Origin of the sequence: Noviherbaspirillum cavernae (assembly GCF_003590875.1) — a bacterium.
Taxonomy (GTDB): Bacteria; Pseudomonadota; Gammaproteobacteria; order Burkholderiales; family Burkholderiaceae_D; genus Noviherbaspirillum; species Noviherbaspirillum cavernae.
In genome coordinates this window covers 3750209-3768542 of sequence record NZ_QYUN01000002.1, presented here as the reverse complement: position 1 = coordinate 3768542, position 18334 = coordinate 3750209, and the positions used below count along the sequence as shown (strand labels likewise).

17 protein-coding genes are annotated in these 18334 nt (G+C 60.3%); 10 read left to right on the top strand and 7 right to left on the bottom strand.

Annotated features, from left to right (window positions below):
* Positions 1–110 precede the first annotated feature (110 nt).
* Both D3870_RS17775 and D3870_RS17770 read left to right on the top strand, forming a co-directional pair.
* Positions 111–1097 (top strand): Vgb family protein, encoded by a 987-nt coding sequence (locus D3870_RS17775; RefSeq protein WP_119741207.1) that lies wholly within the window; start codon positions 111–113, stop codon positions 1095–1097.
* Positions 1094–1945 (top strand): amidohydrolase family protein, encoded by an 852-nt coding sequence (locus D3870_RS17770; RefSeq protein WP_119741206.1) that lies wholly within the window; start codon positions 1094–1096, stop codon positions 1943–1945. Before D3870_RS17775 ends, D3870_RS17770 begins: the two co-directional genes overlap by 4 nt.
* A 48-nt stretch (positions 1946–1993) precedes the next feature.
* On the opposite strand, the gene D3870_RS17765 is transcribed toward D3870_RS17770, so the two are convergent.
* On the bottom strand, positions 1994–3475 hold the full coding sequence (locus D3870_RS17765) for a methyl-accepting chemotaxis protein (protein WP_147375823.1): 1482 nt from the start codon (positions 3473–3475) through the stop codon (positions 1994–1996).
* 298 nt (positions 3476–3773) lie between these two features.
* Complete coding sequence (locus tag D3870_RS17760) at positions 3774–5210, bottom strand: aminotransferase-like domain-containing protein (protein WP_119741201.1); 1437 nt, start codon at positions 5208–5210, stop codon at positions 3774–3776.
* Positions 5211–5386: 176 nt separating this feature from the next.
* On the opposite strand from D3870_RS17760, the gene D3870_RS17755 reads away from it, so the two are divergent.
* On the top strand, positions 5387–5776 hold the full coding sequence (locus D3870_RS17755; protein ID WP_119741199.1) for a DUF2917 domain-containing protein: 390 nt from the start codon (positions 5387–5389) through the stop codon (positions 5774–5776).
* Here the strand turns inward: D3870_RS17755 and D3870_RS17750 are convergent.
* The 3 genes from D3870_RS17750 to D3870_RS17740 all read right to left on the bottom strand — a co-directional run bounded on the left by D3870_RS17750 (position 5702) and on the right by D3870_RS17740 (position 8877).
* A complete protein-coding gene (locus D3870_RS17750; RefSeq protein ID WP_119741196.1) occupies positions 5702–6826 on the bottom strand; it encodes an ABC transporter permease in 1125 nt (374 codons plus the stop codon). The genes D3870_RS17755 and D3870_RS17750 overlap by 75 nt on opposite strands.
* A gap of 147 nt (positions 6827–6973) precedes the next feature.
* Positions 6974–7897, bottom strand: coding sequence for an ABC transporter ATP-binding protein (locus tag D3870_RS17745; protein ID WP_119741193.1), 924 nt, complete (start codon positions 7895–7897; stop codon positions 6974–6976).
* Entirely contained in the window at positions 7897–8877 is a 981-nt protein-coding gene (locus D3870_RS17740; RefSeq protein WP_242490022.1) for an HlyD family secretion protein, read from the bottom strand. Before D3870_RS17740 ends, D3870_RS17745 begins: the two co-directional genes overlap by 1 nt.
* Before the next feature lie 189 nt (positions 8878–9066).
* On the opposite strand from D3870_RS17740, the gene D3870_RS17735 reads away from it, so the two are divergent.
* The 4 genes from D3870_RS17735 (at position 9067) to D3870_RS22580 (ending at position 12868) form a co-directional block, all read left to right on the top strand.
* On the top strand, positions 9067–11115 hold the full coding sequence (locus tag D3870_RS17735) for a UvrD-helicase domain-containing protein (RefSeq protein WP_119741190.1): 2049 nt from the start codon (positions 9067–9069) through the stop codon (positions 11113–11115).
* Between the two features lie 175 nt (positions 11116–11290).
* Positions 11291–11827 carry a hypothetical protein gene (locus D3870_RS17730; RefSeq protein ID WP_242490021.1) on the top strand — a complete coding sequence of 179 codons (537 nt, stop codon included), beginning with the start codon at positions 11291–11293 and terminating at the stop codon, positions 11825–11827.
* A 109-nt stretch (positions 11828–11936) separates the two neighbouring features.
* Positions 11937–12314, top strand: a complete 378-nt coding sequence (locus D3870_RS17725; RefSeq protein ID WP_119741188.1) for a hypothetical protein — start codon at positions 11937–11939, stop codon at positions 12312–12314.
* An 86-nt stretch (positions 12315–12400) separates the two neighbouring features.
* The gene (locus D3870_RS22580; protein ID WP_479724600.1) at positions 12401–12868 is read left to right on the top strand and encodes an REP-associated tyrosine transposase; all 468 of its coding nucleotides are present in this window, start codon (positions 12401–12403) and stop codon (positions 12866–12868) included.
* 88 nt (positions 12869–12956) lie between these two features.
* Here D3870_RS22580 and D3870_RS17715 read toward each other — a convergent pair whose 3' ends face one another.
* Together D3870_RS17715 and D3870_RS17710 are read right to left on the bottom strand one after the other, a co-directional pair.
* Positions 12957–14075, bottom strand: a complete 1119-nt coding sequence (locus tag D3870_RS17715; RefSeq protein WP_158590500.1) for an acyltransferase family protein — start codon at positions 14073–14075, stop codon at positions 12957–12959.
* A gap of 624 nt (positions 14076–14699) precedes the next feature.
* Positions 14700–15689 (bottom strand): hypothetical protein, encoded by a 990-nt coding sequence (locus tag D3870_RS17710; protein ID WP_119741182.1) that lies wholly within the window; start codon positions 15687–15689, stop codon positions 14700–14702.
* On the opposite strand from D3870_RS17710, the gene D3870_RS17705 reads away from it, so the two are divergent.
* The 3 genes from D3870_RS17705 to D3870_RS17695 all read left to right on the top strand — a co-directional run bounded on the left by D3870_RS17705 (position 15684) and on the right by D3870_RS17695 (position 18304).
* On the top strand, positions 15684–15944 hold the full coding sequence (locus tag D3870_RS17705) for a hypothetical protein (RefSeq protein ID WP_119741180.1): 261 nt from the start codon (positions 15684–15686) through the stop codon (positions 15942–15944). The two genes, D3870_RS17710 and D3870_RS17705, sit on opposite strands and share 6 nt — an antisense overlap.
* A 430-nt stretch (positions 15945–16374) precedes the next feature.
* Complete coding sequence (locus D3870_RS17700; protein ID WP_119741178.1) at positions 16375–17424, top strand: patatin-like phospholipase family protein; 1050 nt, start codon at positions 16375–16377, stop codon at positions 17422–17424.
* Positions 17425–17458: 34 nt separating this feature from the next.
* Entirely contained in the window at positions 17459–18304 is an 846-nt protein-coding gene (locus tag D3870_RS17695) for a YihY/virulence factor BrkB family protein (protein ID WP_119741175.1), read from the top strand.
* The last annotated feature ends 30 nt before the right edge of the window (positions 18305–18334 follow it).

The following is an 18334-nucleotide window of genomic DNA, read 5'->3' as shown; positions in this document are numbered from 1 at the left end:
TCGCGACTTGCGGATTATGCCACTTTGCGCATGGTCCGGAGGGAGGTGCAATCCGCGTGCAATCGTTCCTCGCCTGCGCCAGAATAGGACTTCCCCGAAAGGAGCGAACCATGCGAATCCTGCTGCCGCTATTGATCCTGCTTCCCGCACTGGCGCAGGCCGGCGGTTCGAACTACACCGTGACTCCCGGCATCTCGCAGCCCACCGGCAAGGTGTCGGAATGGCCGGTGCCCACGCCGAAATTCGCGCGCGATCCGGCCGCCGCGCCCGACGGCATGATCTACATTGCCGTCATGCACGGCAACAAGCTGGCGCGTTTCGATCCCGTCTCGGAAAAATTCGACGAGTGGGATCTGCCGCCGGGCACGCGGCCGCACGGTCTGGTGGTCGATGAAAAAGGCACGGTGTGGATGACCGGCAACGGCAATGGCACGCTGCTCGAAATCCCGTTCGACAAAGGCCGGCCCGGGCAGATGGTGGCGCACAAGACGCCGTCCGGCGGCAGCCCGCACACCATCATCTTCGACGGCCGCGACGCCTTGTGGTTTACCAATCAATCGGCCAACAAGGTCACGCGCTACGACCGCAGCAGTAAAAAAATGACGGAATACGGCTCGCGCGACGGCCCGTACGGGCTGGCGATGGATCGCGACGGCAACATCTGGTTCTGCCAGGCCAGCGGCCAGCGCGTCGGCCGCATCGATGCGAAATCCGGCGCGGTGAGCGAGATCGACCTCGGCAGCGGCTCGATGCCGCGCCGCATCGCCGCCGCGCCCGACAACACCCTGTGGGTGGTGCGCTACGGCGACGGCAAGCTGAGTCACATTGATGCCCGAACCGCGAAACTCATCAAGAGCTTCGACATGCCCGCCGGCCCGCGCGCCAATCCGTATGCGGTCACGCTCGACGGCGCGGGCAAGGTATGGGCCAACGAAATCGGCACGGATACGGTGACGCTGTTCGATCCGGCCACGGAGAAATTCCGCGTGTTTGAATTGCCGACCAAAAACGAGGGGATACGCAAGATGATCGTCGATGCGAAGGGGCGGTTGTGGTACATGGGCAGTCACAGCGGCAAGCTCGGAGTGGTGCAATGATGCGCCGGCGCATCGCCGCCGCACTGGCCGCGCTGGCGGCGTTCGCCACATGCACGTTCGCGCAGGGCCAGCCGCAACCCGACAAACTGCCGCCTCTGCCGCTGTTCGACGCGCACATGCACTACAACGTCGAGGCACGCTCGCTGCTGTCGCCGCAGCAGGTCATCGCACTCTGGCGCAAGGCCGGCATCCGCGCCGTGCTCGCCACCAGCCGGCCGAACGACGGCACGCTCGATCTCATCGCGCAGCACGCGCCCGACATCACCATCGTGCCCTTCCTGCGGCCCTATCGCGTGCAGCCGGACCGCTACGACTGGTTCAGCAACAGCGGCGTCGAGGCCCTTGTCGAGAAGGAGCTGCAGCGCGGCATCTATCGCGGCATCGGCGAATTCCACATCTTCGGCGCCGACGCCGACGCACCCTATGTGGCGAAGATCGCCCGCCTCGCGAGGGAGCGCGGCCTGTGGCTGCATGCGCACGCCGATGCGGACGCGGTCGAGCGCATCCTGCGCCACGCGCCGGGCGTCAAGCTGATCTGGGCGCATACCGGCATGACCACGCCGCTCGACAAGGTGGAGCAGATGTTCGCGCAGCATCCGACCATCGTCGGCGAACTGTCCTACCGTTCAGACGTGGAACAGGACGGCGCGCTCAGTCCGCGCTGGAAGCAGCTGATGCTGCGCTATCCGAGCCGCTTCGTGGTCGGCACCGATACCTGGATCACGCCGCGCTGGGGCCAGGTGGAGGAGATGGCGGCGTTTTACCGGCGCATGCTGTCGGCGTTGCCGCGCGATGTCGCGGAGCGCATCGCCTACCGCAACGGGATGGAATTGTTTGACGTGAAATGAAAGCGGGCAGGGCCGGTGCGCCGTGCGGCCGGACCCTGCGCAATCCGTCTATGCCGCCAGCAAAACGGCGTTTCTCGCACCGCTCGCACGACTGCCGATATCGAAGCTGTCGATCGATGCCGACAGGGCGTGCGCGTGCTCGCGCAGGTGCATCGCGACGGCCGCCAGCTCGTCGACCGTCGTCGAATCCTTCTGCGCGTTCGCATCCAATTGCAGCACCGCGCTGTTGATGTCGTTGACGCCTTCGCTCTGACGCTGCGCCGCGTGGACGATGTCATGCAGGATGCTCTCCACCTTCTTCACCGAATCGACGATGCTGTCCATCGACGCGCCGGCGCTGGTCGCGAGCCGCGCACCTTCGTCGATGCGGGACAGCGAGTTGCTGATCACGGCCTGGATTTCGCGGGCGGCTTCGGCCGAGCGTTGCGCCAGGTTGCGCACTTCTGCCGCGACGACTGCGAAGCCGCGCCCCTGTTCGCCGGCGCGTGCGGCCTCGACCGCGGCATTCAGCGCCAGCAGGTTGGTCTGGAACGCGATGCCGTCGATCAGGCTGGTGATGTCTGCGATGTGTTTCGAGCTGGCCTGGATGCCGTGGATGGTTTCCACCACCTGGTGCACGACATCCGCGCCGCCATGCGCGGCAAGCGAGGCCGAGCGCGACAGCGCATCGGCCTGCGAGGCGGCTGCCGCCGATTGCGTCACGTTCTGCGTGATGGTGCCGATCGACATGGCGACCTGCTGCAGGCTGGCCGAGGTTTGCTCGGTGCGCTGCGCCAGGTTCTCGTTGCCGGAGGCGATTTCCGCCACCGCGCTTTCAATGTTGTGACTGGTGTCGGTGATGTTCTCCATCGCGCCTTTCACCTTCAGGATTGCGTCTTTCAGCGCGCGGCCGCCTGCCGTTTCGACCGCCACATGTTCGACGTTGAGCGCGATGTGCCGGTCGCGGTTGAGCACCGCGACGATCGCCGTCAGTTCCGCGCCCTGCAGCGTCGAGTTGTGCATGTAGCGCGCGATCGCCAGTTCCACGCCGGTCTGCACGATGACGTAAGAGGCATGCACCAGCATCTTGAAAAAGTCCGGCGTCGGCGTGCAGTAGACGCCCATGCCCATCGCCTGCAGCCGGTCGAACGCCACGTGATGCACGGCAAACAGCGCGGCGACGAACAGCACCGGCCGCCAGTCGCGATAGGCCAGCATCAGCGCCAGCAGCACGAACACGCCGAAGTGGAATTCCTCGGTGCCGCGTCCGAGCTGGATGTGCAGCGCAACCATGGCCACATTGCAGAAGGCGAGCGCAAGGCACGAGGTCAGCGTGCCGCGCGCGACGACGAAGGCCGCCGCGCCCAGTGCGATCAAGCCGAACGCGACGGCGGCGCCCAGCGCGAAGCTGCCATATTGATAACCGATCGCCAGCGCCAGCATGCCGGATGCGATCAGTGTGATGAGAAACAGTGCGTCTGCCGTGCGCCAAATCGCATGCAGCGGCGAGGGTTGCTGGTGGGGCGTTGTGTGAATCGAAGGGTGAGTCATGTCATCTGCTTCCGAAGCTGGGTGAGTCTGAACTGATACGGATGGTTGCGGATCCGCCTGCCACCGATGGTCAACTATCTGCGGGTGGCTCATGGCGAAAACGCACTCTTCGGATTTATCGGCGCGACAAGCGAAATCTTGAGGTGCGCCGATCGCCTGCGCGGCGTCGACGTTCGAGATTCCTCACATGCGTTCGGAATGACAGAGGATGCATGCCGGTTCTTGCATGACGATGAAAGCCGCATCGCGGCGAGGAACAGGTGCATGGACAGCGCGCATCATTCGGGCACGATCCGCGTCAGATTCGCTCCGCATGGGCACGGACCAGCGCGCCGAGTTGCCGCACCGCGAGTTCCGTCTTCGCATCCCAGGTTCTGCCGCAATTGATGCGCATGTAATTGGCGAATCGTCCCGATGCCGAGAACAGCGGACCGGGCATGAAGCCGATGCGCTGCGCGAGTGCGACCTGATGCAGCGCGAGCGCATCCACCCGTTCCGGCAGCCGCACCCACAGCGTGAAGCCGCCTTGCGGTTCCGACACCGAGCATTCCGATGGAAAGTGTTCGGCCACCGCATCCGACATGCGCGCGATCTGCTGCGTCAGCGTGCGCCGCATCTTGCGCACCTGGGTATCGTAGGCGCTGCTGCCGATGAACTCGGCCAGCACCGCCTGGAAGAAATGATTGGTGCCGCCGCTGGACACGTTCTTCAGCAGCGCGAGCTGCTGCGTGTAGCGTCCCGCACTGACATAACCCACGCGCGCCGATGAACTGGCAACCTTCGAGAAGGACGAGCACAGCAGCACATTGCCGGTGCTGTCGTAGGCCTTGACCGGCCATGGCCGCTCCGCTGCGAAACAGAGATCGCCATAGACGTCGTCCTCGATCAGCGGGATGTCGTAACGCGACAGCAGGCCCGCGAGGCGCTTCTTGTTCTCGTCAGGCATGACGCTGCCCATCGGGTTGTTGCCGTTCGGGACGAACAGGCATGCCTGCACCAGGCCCTCGCGCATCGCCAGTTCCAGCGCATCGATCGACGGTCCGGTTTTCGGATCGGTCGGAATCTCCAGCGCCTTCATGCCCAGGCTCTCGATCAGTTGCAGCAGCACGAAGTAGGTCGGCGATTCGATCGCGATCGTGTCACCCGGCCTGGCGACTGCGCGCAGGGAGAGGCTCATCGCCTCGGTGCAGGAATTGGTGACGATGATTTCCTGCGGATCGAGACGGCCCCAGTCCACCGCGCGGCGGATCACCTGGCGCACGAAGTTCGGTTCGTTGGTGTCGAAGCAGCCATCCTGCGTCAGCAGGTCGGGGCGGCGACGGGCCACCGCGCCCATGATTTGCTGCAGGCGCCTGACCGGCAACATCTCCGCCTGCGGGCAGGACAGTCCCAGATCGAGCACATCGGGTGACTTGTTGGCGCGCAGCACGCGCATCAGCAGGTTATTGATGCCGACATAGGTCGGCGCATCGAGACTTTGTGCTTCGTTGGCGGCGAATGGATGCGGATGCCGCGCGCGGTGCCGCACATAGAAGCCCGCCTGCGGCCGCGCATCGATCAGGCCGCGGTCTTCCAGCAGGCGCAGCGCCTGCATCACGGTGCTGATCGACAGCCGCTTCTGCTGCGACAGGTGGCGGATCGAGGGCAGGCGGTCGCCGGGCGCGAACACCCTGCTGGCGATCAGCGTGCCGAGCTCGTCGGCCAGGTTTTCGTACAGCTTGAGTTGGGCGGACATGATGCGATTGTGCGCTGCGGCCGAGTTCCGACCAAGATACAGTTGGGCGCTTTTTCGACCATGACAGTTGGCGGCGGCATGAACTGACATGGTAACAATTTCGATTCGCTGCGCCTGTTGCGAAGTCCCGGCGCTGCGTACTCTGTCTGCAACGAGTTCAACGACGGAGGAACGCCATGCAACCTACCATACTCACGATATCGGACCACCAGATCGAATGCGCACTCCATGAAAATCATCCGCTGCGTCTGACAAATGCCAGGGGCCGTCGCATGGAATGCGTGGAGGGTGTGCTGTGGATCACTGCATATGGCGGACTCGACGATATCTTCCTGCATCCCGGTGATGTGTTTGTCATTCCGCACGACAGGCTGGTGCTGGCAGAAGGCGTCGGGCACGGCCGCGCGCGCATCTTCATGCAGGCGCCGATGCGTAGCGTGATCGGCCGTCTGTTGCAAGGATGGAAAGCCGGAATGAAAACCTTGGTGCGCTCAATCCAGCGTCTGCCGGTAACGCTTCAGCGCCACGCCGCCCATCACGAGCATGAACAGCGCCAGCGGCCATAGTTCCGGCACGATCTCCGCCGCGCCGTTCCCCTTCAGCATGATGCCGCGCACGATGCGCAAAAAATGCGTCAGCGGCAGGACTTCGCCAATCGCCTGCGCCCAGTCCGGCATGCCGCGAAACGGGAACATGAAGCCCGACAGCAATATCGACGGCAGAAAAAAGAAGAAGGTCAGCTGCATCGCCTGCAGCTGATTCTTCGCGATGGTGGAAAAGGTGAAGCCGACGGTGAGGTTGGCCGCCATGAAGAGCGCCAGCGCCGCCAGCAGCAGGACCAGGCTGCCGACCATCGGCACATTGAACAGCAGCCAGGCCGCCAGCAGGACCACCGTGACCTGCACGTAGCCGATCAGGATGTAGGGCACGATCTTGCCGACCATGACTTCCAGCGGCCGCACCGGCGTCGCCAGCAGGTTTTCCATGGTGCCGCGCTCCCGCTCGCGCGTCATCGCCAGCGAAGTCATCATCACCATCGTCATCGTTAGGATCACGCCGATCAGGCCGGGCACGATGTTGTAGCGCGAAATGCCTTCCGGGTTGTAGCGGCGCTGCACGCGGATTTCGAACGGCGTTGCGCCCGGCTGCAGCGCGCGCAGCGGCCCCTGCAGGTCGCGCGCCAGCACCTGCAGGCTGATCGCGTTCAGCGCCGCCAGCGCGTTGCCGGAGGCGGCGGGGTCGGTCGCATCGGCGGCCAGCAGCACGGCAGGGCGCTCGCCGCGCAGCAGCTGGCGCGAAAACGAGGGCGGAATCACCAGCAGGAATTGCACCTCGCCTTCGGCCAGCAGGCGATTGCCCTCCGCCTCGCTGCGCGGCCGCTGCGTGATGCGAAAGTAGGCCGAGTTCTCCAGCCCGGCGATCAGGCTGCGCGATAACTCGCTCTGGTCCGCTTCCACCACCGCCGTCGGCAGGCGCTTCGGATCGGTATTGATGGCAAAGCCGAACAGCACCAGCTGCAGGATCGGCACGCCCACCATCATCGCGAACGTGAGGCGGTCGCGCCGCAGCTGGCGGAATTCCTTGATGAGGATGGCGAGGAAGCGCGACCAGTTCATGGTGACTTCAGTCCGTTTCAATCAAGTCGATATTCCGACGGTCCGTCATTCCGAACGCAGTGAGGAATCTCGAATGTCAATGCAGCGCAGGCGATGGAGATTCCTCACATGCGTTCGGAATGACAGACCTTCGGCGGTTCGAAAACCCTATCCCTGCCTGTCCTCCGATGCCTGCATCAAGGCGATGAACACATCCTCGAGACTGGTATCGACCGCCACGATGCGCATGCCGCCCGTACCTGCCTTGCGGTACGGCGCAAGCGCGGCATCGAGTTCGCCTTCGGACTTCGCGTTCACGTGCAGCGTCGCCCCGAAGGCGGCGACATTGAGCGCGGGATTCGCCCGCAGCGCCTTTGCCGCCGCGTCCAGTCCCGACCCGCTCAATTCACACGTCACCAGCCCCGCATGCGCGATCAGCTCCTCCGCCGTGCCCTGCGCCAGCAAACGGCCGTAGGAGATGTAGGCAAGCTGATGGCAGCGCTCGGCCTCGTCCATGTAATGCGTGGAAACCAGCACCGTCAATCCCGCTGCGGCCAGCTCGTGCAGGCGATCCCAGAACTCGCGCCGCGCCTTCGGATCGACGCCTGCGGTCGGCTCATCGAGCAGCAGCAGCTGCGGATCGTGCAGGAGGCAGGCGGCCAGCGCCAGCCGCTGCTTCCAGCCGCCCGACAGCGCGCCGGCCAGCTGCGTGCGGCGCTTGTCGAGGCCGAGCTGCTCCAGCGTGGCCCGCACCTTCCGTTCGCGCTGCGGCACTTCGTACACGCGGGCGATGAAGGACAGGTTTTCCTCGATGCTCAGGTCCTCGTACAGGCCGAAGCGCTGCGTCATGTAGCCGGCGCGACGCTTGATCTCGCGCGACTCGGTGCGGATGTCGTAGCCGAGACAGGTGCCGCTGCCGTCGTCCGGCGTGAGCAGGCCGCACAGCATGCGGATGGTGGTCGTCTTGCCGCTGCCGTTGGGACCGAGGAAGCCGTAGATGCGGCCGCGCTCGGCGCGCATGTCCACATGATCGACCACGGTGCGCTCGCCGTAGCGCTTGGTCAGCCCGCGCACGTCGATGATCGCCTCCATCAGCGTGTCCCCTGCGCCGCCAGCCGCGCCTCCACCGGCTGCCCCGGATGCAGCCGCCGCGCATCGTCGACAGCGGGGCGCGCCTCGACCATGAAGACCAGCGCGGCGCGATTCTCGGTGCTGTAGATCAGCGGTGAGGTGTACTCCGGCGCGTTCGACACGAAGCTGATCCTGGCAGGGATGGGCGCATCGCAGCCGTCGCATTGCAGCTGCACCTCCTGCCCGATGCGCAATGCCCCGACCGCCGTTTCCGGCACGAAGAAGCGCGCCTTGATGTTCTGCGGCGGCAGCAGGCTGATGATCGGGCTGCCCGCCTGCACGTACTCGCCCTCGCGGTACAGCACATCGTTGACCACGCCCGCCGCCGGCATGCGCTGCGTCTTCTGCGCCACCTGCCATTCCGCCTGCGCGAGCTGCGCCTCGGCGGCCTTGAGTTCCTGCTGCGCGGCATCGATCTCGTCGCTGCGCGCGCCGAGCCGCGCCACACGCAATTGCGCGCGCGACTCCTGCACGCGGGCCTGATCGCGCACCTCTGCGGAACGCGCCTCATCAAGCGTCGACGGCGAGACGAACTTGTCCGCCACCAGCTGTCTTTGCCGCGCCAGCGTGGCCGAAGACAGTTGCAGGGCCGCTTCCGCCTGCGCCAGCTGCTGCCGGATCACGGCGAGTTCATCGGGCCGTCTTCCCTTCAGCAGATTGTCGAGCTGCGCCCGCGCCGTGCGCGCACGCGCCGCCGCCGCCTCGCGCACCGCACGCTCGCTGTCCTGTTCCAGCACGAAGGCAGGCGCATCCGCCTCCACCCGGTCGCCGCGCTGCACATGAAGCTTCACCAGCGCACCGGCAATCGGCGACGCCAGCCGCACGTATTCCGCTTCGGCATAGCCGGGAAAATAGTCGCTCGATTTTTCTGCGCATGCCATCAGCACGGCTGCAAGCGAAGCCGAAATGCCCCATGCCATCCGAGTGCGCGCAAGTCTCATGTCATTCCCGAGTGATGAGCTTGATGGTAGGGCAATGTCAATCCGGCATCATGGACTTTACGCAATAGGCTTGACGCAAGACATCGCCCAAAATCGCCTCCCGAAAGCGCCGTGGCAAAGCTTGCAACACTGCAATTTCGCAAGCCTTGCACTGCTACAATGGCCCGCTTTGTCCCTCCGGTTTTTCCCATGTCCCATCCCGCCCCCTCCGGCATGAATGTCCCGCAACGCGAAGCCGTCAAGTACATGGACGGCCCCTGTCTGGTGCTGGCCGGCGCGGGCTCCGGCAAGACGCGCGTCATCACGCAAAAGATCGCGCACCTGATCGAGGATTGCGGCTATGACGCGAAGAACATCGCCGCCGTCACCTTCACCAACAAGGCCGCGCTGGAAATGCAGGAGCGCATCGCCAAGCTCCTGAAGCAGCCGAAGGAAGCGAAGAACCTCACGGTCTGTACCTTCCACTCGCTCGGCGTGCAGATCCTGCGGCGCGAAGCGAAGGAACTCGGCCTGAAGGACCGCTTCTCCATCATGGACAGCGACGACTGCTTCTCCATCGTGCAGGACCTCGCCATCACCACCGACAAGCAATTGATCCGCCGCATCCAGAACGCGATGTCGCTGTGGAAGAACGGCCTCGTCGATCCCGACACCGCGCTGAAGCAGGCCGTCACCGAAGACGAGGCGCAGGCCGCGCGCATCTACCGCAACTACGTCGCCACGCTCGCCGCGTACCAGGCCGTCGACTTCGACGACCTGATCCGCCTGCCGGTCGAACTGTTCCGCAACAACGAAGCCGTGCGCGACAAGTGGCAGCGCAAGCTGCGCTACCTGCTGGTCGATGAATACCAGGACACCAACACCTGCCAGTACGAACTGGTGAAGCTGCTCGTTACCGGCCTCGGCAAGAAGCCGATGTTCACCGCGGTGGGCGACGACGACCAGGCGATCTACGCATGGCGCGGCGCGACCATCGAAAACCTCAAGCAGTTGCAGGTCGATTTCTCCGACCTCAAGGTGATCAAGCTCGAACAGAACTACCGCTCGTCCACGCGCATCCTGCAAGCCGCGAACTCGGTGATCGCCAACAACCCCAAGCTGTTCGAGAAGCAGCTCTGGTCCGAACACGGCCTCGGCGACCCGGTCAAGGTCCTCGCGATGCAGGACGACGAGCAGGAAGCCGAGCAGGTCGCGATCATGATCTCCGCGCACAAGTTCGAGCGTCGCGCAAAATTCTCCGACTACGCCGTGCTCTATCGCGGCAACCATCAGGCGCGCGTGATCGAACAGGCGCTGCGCAAGGAACGCATCCCCTACACCATCTCCGGCGGCCAGAGCTTCTTCGACCGCGCCGAGATCAAGGACATCATCAGCTACCTGCGCCTGATCGCCAACGGCGACGATGACCCCGCCTTCATCCGCGCCGTCACCACGCCGAAGCGCGGCGTCGGCCAATCGACGCTGGAGGCGCTCGGCGCCTTCGCCGGCCAATGGCAATGCTCATTGTTCGAAGCCGTCTTCAAGGGCGGCATCGAATCCAAACTCGCCGACCGGCAATTGACCCCGCTGCGCGAGTTCTGCCGCTTCATCAACGGCCTCGAAGCACGCGCCAGCAAGAAAGGCGAAAACGCCGCCGAGCTGCTCGACGAGATGATGAAAGAGATCAACTACGAAGCCTATCTGTACGACGCCTTCGACGACCGCCAGGCGCAAAACAAATGGCAGAACGTGATCGACTTCACCACCTGGCTGAAGGACAAGGGCAAGGGCGGCCGCGACGGCACCGACGAAGAAAAGAGCCTGCTCGAACTGACGCAAATGGTCGCGTTGATGAGCATGTTGGAAGGCCGCGACGAAGAACCCGACGCCGTGCGCATGTCCACCTTGCACGCCTCGAAGGGACTGGAGTTCCCGCACGTCTTCCTGGTCGGCGTCGAAGAAGGAATCCTGCCGCACAAGGGCGACCCCGATGCGCCGATCGAAACGCTTGCCGCCCGCATCGAGGAAGAACGTCGCCTCATGTACGTCGGCATCACGCGCGCGCAACGCAGCCTGCACATCACGTGGTGCAAGAAGCGCAAACGTGCAAGAGAGAGCGTGAACTGCGACGTCTCGCGCTTCATCAAGGAGATGAAGCTGGATGAGGGTGACGCGGTGCCGAAGGAAGAGGAAGTGCTCACGCCGCAGGATCGGCTGGCGAATTTGAAGGCGTTGTTGGGGAAGGCGAAGGTGGCGTAGGTGCCGAGTGCTTGCCGCTTTTTGCGGTTTAATTAATACTGCATGAAATTGCATATGTCGCCGCGCAAGCGAGAATTGGCGCGGCTCCCGACCATTCCTTCGGCGTCACGTTATACAGCAGGCGCCGAGTTATAAGGACAGGCCTTGCTGTGTAAATCAAGTTAGACGCATCCACATGAAGAAGATTGATCCTTACTCAGCCGAAGGCTTACAGCGCATGACGACGCTCCTTGAAGAGATTCAAGAGCAGTCGGACCGGGGCGCGGCCATAGTAGCGATGGCGTGGGTTGAAGAGTCAATCACAGCAGCACTAGAGTTCTTTCTTCACCATGAGCCCAACTCATGGAAGAGACTCTTTGCTGGAAGCGGACCTTTGGCAAATCTATCGTCCAAAATCGACCTGAGCCGCCTTCTAGGCCTAGTCACCGACACTATCCGCTCAGATCTCCACATCATTCGCGACATCAGGAACGAGTTTGCTCACCAGGTAGCACACAAAACCCAGCACACCAAAATCGCATTCACAACCGCACACATCAAGGACAAGTGCTTAGCGCTTAAGTGCGTCGCACATGAAGAGCATTCAAACCCGCGAGTTGCCTTCATGCGCGCGTGCGCTGTTCTGTACTCCGACTTTGAGATGCTGCAGTTCTTTGGCCAAAAGGCGTCGGATGGTGGTCATATCTTTGCCCGCGTGGAGCGCGAACAATGAGCACTAGCAAGTCGGGTAGGGCGGGCACATCGTGCCCACGCGGTTCTTCTGTAGGAATCTGCGAGAGGGCGCGAACGATGTCTAACGTTGGCTTTATGTAACCATCAGCATGATTGAGTTCGTTTTCGAGGTAGTTGGTGAGTTGTTACTCCAGATTGCGGTGGAGGTTTTGGTAGAACTGGGCTTTCACTCGTTGGCTGAACCGTTTCGCAGGCCGCCTAACCCGTGGATCGCAGCGTTCGGATATACCATTTTTGGAATGATTGCTGGTGGTATAAGTCTCTTTTTGTTTCCTTCTTATTTGGTGGAAGGTGCCTGGAAAACAGTTAATTTGGTTGTTACGCCAGTCGTAGTTGGGGTGCTTATGTGCGTTTTGGGATGGTGGCGCAGTAAGCGTGGCGAAGAAGTGCTTCGCATTGACCGCTTTACATATGGCTATCTGTTTGCTTTGTCTTTTGCGCTTATACGATTTTGGTTCGCTAAATAAATGAAAGCCGGGTAGCGTGGGCACCCGGCCTGGTAGGGTGGGCTGCAAAGCCCAACATCCTCGTCCAATAACGCCACGCCCATGAGATATCGAAGATCGAACATCCCTGGCGCCACCTGTTTTTTCACCGTCAATCTGGCGGATCGGAAAAGCAGCCTCCTCACCGATTACATTCAAGCGCTGCGCGATGCGGTGCGAAAAAGCCGGCAACCCATCCCTTCGAAATCGTCGCGATGGTGGTATTGCCGGATCATTTGCACGCCATCTGGCGCATGCCGGAGGGCGATGCCGATTTCCCGTTGCGCTGGTCGTTGACCAAGGCGGCGTTTTCACGAGCGCTGCCGAAAACCGAAGCAATACGGCCGAGCCGGAGGATGAAGCGCGAACGCGGCATTTGGCAGCATCGCTATTGGGAACATCAGATTCGGGATGATGATGACTTGGAAAAGCATGTGGCCTATGTGTACTTCAATCCCGTAAAACACGGTCACGCGACGAGGGCCACCGAGAATGTTGGGCTTTGCAGCCCAACCTACCGTGCTACCGTGCTGTAGGCAAGCCAGAGCAACTACACCATCACCCACTATGTCGGCCATACGAGCAGCCTGGTCACATCGTAGAAAGCCAATTTGATCGCTTCAACTATCGCAGCTGTAAATGTTCATTCGCTGCCGAGTGAACAGTGACTGGAACCGAGTCTTTGGAGTACCTGGATTTCCGGACCAAGAACCACCTTTCAAAGTAGTGGTATGACAACGGTGCAACTAAAAAAGTTAATAGAGCGCCAAGCAGTGGAGGAGGTGGAAAGAACCATATCTCCCGATAGCTACCGTTGCCCGTTAAGACGCCCTGCCATACATAGAGCCCATAGCTAATTGTGCCGATATACCCAATCGGCCCCCAGTCCATGTGTTTGACTAACAGCGAGCTCTGATTCAAGAAAATCCAAGAGATAATTCCTGCTATCCCAAGCACGATCGCCAGTTTATGAACCACAAAGCTGACCGTTTGCGGCAGAAAGAGCGGGCTGCAGACAAGGATGAACGAACAGGCCAAAGCCAAGGGTGACGACAAGACTTTCGCATACCTTTCACGCGCATTCACTCCGTTAATCAGTAGCGCGAACAAGCAGCCGACGATGATTGGATAGGCCGCTGGAATAAACCATCTATCCAGGGAAAACGTCCCCTGCAATTCACCCCAATTGACGCTCACAAAATAGAATGCGAAACAGCATGCGACAAACGCAATGCAGAAGAGAACGAGTCTATAGGTCTTGCCGATTAAAAGAAAAAATACAAAAGGCCAGAGCAAATAAAACTGCTCCTCAACCGCCAAGCTCCACAAATGGCTCAGGAAATTTTTTTCCAGCGCTGATGGAATGAAATTATAGGTATAAGTGAGCGCGTGCAGGATCGTCTGAAAGCGTACATACGGAAAGTTGCGAAATTCACCGACCAAGTAAATCAGCATCGTCATCGCAACAACCAGATAGTACAGAGGCAGGATACGCAATGCCCTGCGAATAAAGAAATTCTTGATGCTTATGCTGCCGGTGCTCTTGTACTCGGAAATCAAGAGGCTGGTAATAAGGAAACCGGATAGAACGAAGAAGATGGTGACGCCCGTATTCGCATTAAAGACTGTAAAAAAGGCCTTCAATATCGGCGAAGAAACAGAGCCGATGATTCCAACATGGGACAAGATCACAAGCACAACTGATAGAGCTCGAAGCGCATCAAATCCTAGAATTTTTTTCATACAGTGCTTTTCTATGGTAAGCCCCATTTTTGAAGCGGCCTGAAAGTTGAAACTAAGTGGCTAAGGCCGGTTTCTGTTTGGGGGATGTCGCCGATAGCCATGTTGGGGCGTTCGTGATTATAGTCGGGTAGTGTGGGCACCATATGCCCACACGGTTCTTCGATAACCCAACATCATCATGTCATCGTCCGAATTCATCCGGGTGGGCATTACATGCCCACCCTACGAAATTCGCCCTATCCTCACCATCCGGTTTTCCCGCCGTCTCCCGCCTTGAAATACGCAACCATGTCACGCTATCGTCGCGCTTCGGTTGCCGGATCAACTTGTTTCTTCACGATGGTCGCCTATCGTCGTCGGCCCCTCCTGTGCGACGAGCCGGTTCGCATCGCCTTGCGCAATGCCATAGAGGATGTTCGTGCAGAAAGCGTAGGGTGCGTTCCACGCACCATTTCTCATCTATGAGATTGAGCTTTCGGAATTGGCGCGCCCTCCATAACCCCCTGCTCTCGTTGCAGGGTCGGTCAAATCGGACTTCAGCTAGCCAATGATGCGATTCGTATGCCCGTCAATGACGCATCCAGTCAGAAAGACAATGAAACGGACGACTCCAGTCTCGGCAGTTCAGTCCATGCCTGAACTGCCATCATTGGTACTGGCACTCGTCGGGCCACTGCTTGAGGTGCCTAGGGATTGTTGTCGACGCTTGTAGGACGCCTGGCGTAATTCCCAACCGTCGTCGGCGTTCCGCCGAACCGCATACAGACTGCTCTCATTTGCGGTGTCGTAGCGGTATATGAAGCCGCCCGCTTTACCCGCCTTTATGAATCGTTCCAATCTCGAATCGACTGCCTGATTTCCCTGCGTAGGTACCCATACCGTACCGCCTGCCTGTCCGGTAAATTGAAACGCTGCCTGGTGCGCTTTTTCATACCGAACAGGTTTTCCATTGAGGTCCGTAATGGGCACGCCCGTGTTTTCGCTTGGATCGCGACTATGCGGATTCGGTGTATGGCTGGCATTGCGAGGAAGGGTAACAATATTCTCCGTATATTCGGTATAGGTGTGATATTCCCGACGGGAATCGTTGGGATCATCATTGTGCTTGCTGTAAGTGCTGGTTATGGGGTCTGTTGCATTCTTCCCGGTGAGGCTGGCCGCCTCCTCCCGCAGTGCGAACGCCATGAGCGGCAGTTTCCATTTCCCAGCCTTATCTGTCGCGTCGCCACTTTCCTCTTTAAAGGCATCCAGCGACGTCTCCGTGCGGGCAGAGTCCTCAAGTTTTTCCTTGATCCTCTTGTGCGCCTCCTCGGCGGTATAACCGACGCCGTTGACACCTGGGGATAACGGTATTGTGAAATATTCCGACACATCATTGTTCGAGTGGTCCAACGGCATGACGCCGAGTTCTTTTCTTGCCTGCGTCAATCTCGCATCTCTAACCAGCTTCTGCTGATGCAAGCGCAGAGAACTTCTTTTTCCCGCGTTGTTTGATTCCTGCTTCCCCTCTTCGTCCGAGTCAATATCCATGTGGTGGGTAATCGTCGGATTTTGACTGTCCTGCGCGGCAGTAACGGGTGGCGTTTGATTGGAGCGAATGGGGGAAATATGCATGATGGTTTGGTCCTCGCCTTGTATGTTCAAATGACTTGTGAATATCTGGGGAAAAAGCGCCTGTTCCCTTCATTTCTGAAACAGGCGCTATGCCAACGACGGCATTTGATGTTCCAACCTGAGCGCATTGACGTCATGCCGGAGGCCGGGATTCCCATGAGTGATTTTCAGATAGGGGATGGTTCCGCTCCGCGTAAATCGGGTGGCGCAGATAGGGCGTTTCTGCACGGCGCGATTTCTCAAAAATGCCTCTGATCTTCCCGCTTGCGAAAGATCGAGGAATCGCTCATGTCGCGCGGTGTGCGGCTGCGGCGACTCCGAGAGCAGCGCAGGGTCGTTCCACGCGCCATTTCTTCCCTGCGGGATATTCGCTGATCGAACCTTCGGAATTGGTGTGCCGAGCGCCCCTGCGCTTGCTGCGCTCCTCTGCGTATGTTTCTTGTCAGCGACAACGCAGGCCATTGATTGATCCAGTCGTAGTGCCGGTGCAGTTCCTGCCGTGGCGTGCTTTGGCTGGGTATATCCTCAATCGCATCCGTTTTTTGCCGAGTAATTGTGCTTTTTTACGTGATGTCGCGCCGATTTTCTGCCGGTCAATGGCAACTTTCAGACGAGCGTCAGGCCGGCGGACACGAGCGGAAATCTTTTCAAATTCAATCGCGCGATCTTTTGATTGGGAGGGGTGATGGCCACTACGACTGCGAAAACTCATGCCAGGAATGGTGAAGAGGTGCTTGTGGATTTCGCCTTGCAAGGCGGAGGTTCGCATGGCGCTTTCACCTGGGGCGTACTGGATCGCGCTCTGCAGGAGCCGTGGCTGCGCATCGATGCCATCTCCGGAACCTCGGCCGGCGCGATGAATGCCGCAGTGATGATCGATGGCTATGAACAAGGCGGGCCGGAAGGCGGGCGCGCCGCATTGGAGCGATTCTGGCGGCGCAATTCCGAAGCGGCCCGCTTCAGCCCTTTCCAGCGTTCCCCCATGGATGTCCTGATGGGGCGCTGGTCGCTGGACAACTCTCCGCTATACCTTGCCGCGGACATCGCGGCACGCGTGTTTTCACCTTACGACCTGAATCCCAATGGGTCCAATCCGCTGCGGGACGTGCTGGAAGAATGCATCGACTTCAATCGGCTTGCCAAGTCGTCCATCAACTTGTTCGTGACGGCGACCAATGTGCACACCGGCAGGGGGCGGGTGTTCCGCAATGAGGAAATCACGCCGGATGTTCTGCTCGCTTCGGCGTGCCTGCCAACCATGTTCCAGGCGGTCGAGATCGATGGCGAGGCTTACTGGGATGGGGGTTTTGCCGGCAACCCCACCATCACGCCGCTGGTACGGGACTCGCAATGCCGGGATACCATCCTGGTCCAGATCAATCCGGTGCTGCGCAAAAGCCTGCCGCGCACGGCGCGGGAGATTCACAATCGCCTCAACGAAATCGCCTTCAATGCCCCCCTGCTCAAGGAGCTGCGAATGATCGCGTTGCTGCGGAAAATAGCCGACCTTGGCAAGACCGAGGGAGCGCGCTGGGCCAGTATGCGCATTCATCGCATCGCGGGCACGGCGCTGGAGGATCTGGGCTCCTCCTCCAAGCTCAATGCCGAATGGGATTTTCTGTGCATGCTGCGCGACCATGGCCGCCTTTCCGCCGCCACCTTCTACCAGGAACACCGGCACGATATCGGCAAAACCTCCACGCTCGATCTCGATGAATTGCTGACGCTGGTCTGAATCGATTGTTCGTGCGGCGAAGGATTCATGACGAATGCGAATACCCGGCCTGCGCGGGATCGGTCCATTGGAACTTGTCACGACATCGGTCAAGGAGTTCGTCGACGACGACATGGTGACCCATGCCGCCGCGCTTGCGTACGAGGTGCTGTTTTCCATCTTCCCCTTCATCATTTTTCTCATCGCCCTGCTCGGCTTTCTGGAGCTGTCCGATTTCTTCGAGTGGCTGCAGGAACGCGCGCAAATCCTGCTGCCGCAAGAGGCAATGCAGCCGGTCAACGCCGTCATCGATGAGCTTCAGCAGAAGAACGGCAGTCTGGCATCGCTTGGCATGATCATGACGCTCTGGACCGCGTCCGCCGCGATGCGCGTCACGATGCATGCGCTGAACATTGCCCATGATGTGAGCGAAAGCCGTCCGGTATGGAAACGCTTTCCGTTATCGATTTTTTACACGATAGGCATTGCCGTCATGCTGATCGCCGCCATCGTGCTGCTGGCCATCGGCCCGCAAACGATTCAATGGCTGGCATACCAGGCAGGAGTGGAGCAGTTGTTTGTCATCTTGTGGGCATGGCTGCGCTGGCCGGCGGCTTTGCTGCTGCTGATGCTGGTGGTCGCCTTGATCTATTACGTTGCGCCCGACGCCGAGCAGGAATTCCATTTCATCAGTCCCGGTGCGACCATCGCCGTCCTTGCCTGGATCGCGGCGTCCTTGGGGTTCAATTACTATCTGCGCAATTTCGGCGACTACAGCGCCACCTATGGCAGCATCGGCGCCATCATCGCGCTGCTGTTGTACTTCTTCCTCTCCTCTGCGGTCATGCTGTTCGGCGCCGAGGTGAATGCCGTCATCGAACAGCATGACCGAGCACGGTAGGTACCGTGCTGATTGAACGAGCGGGCATCG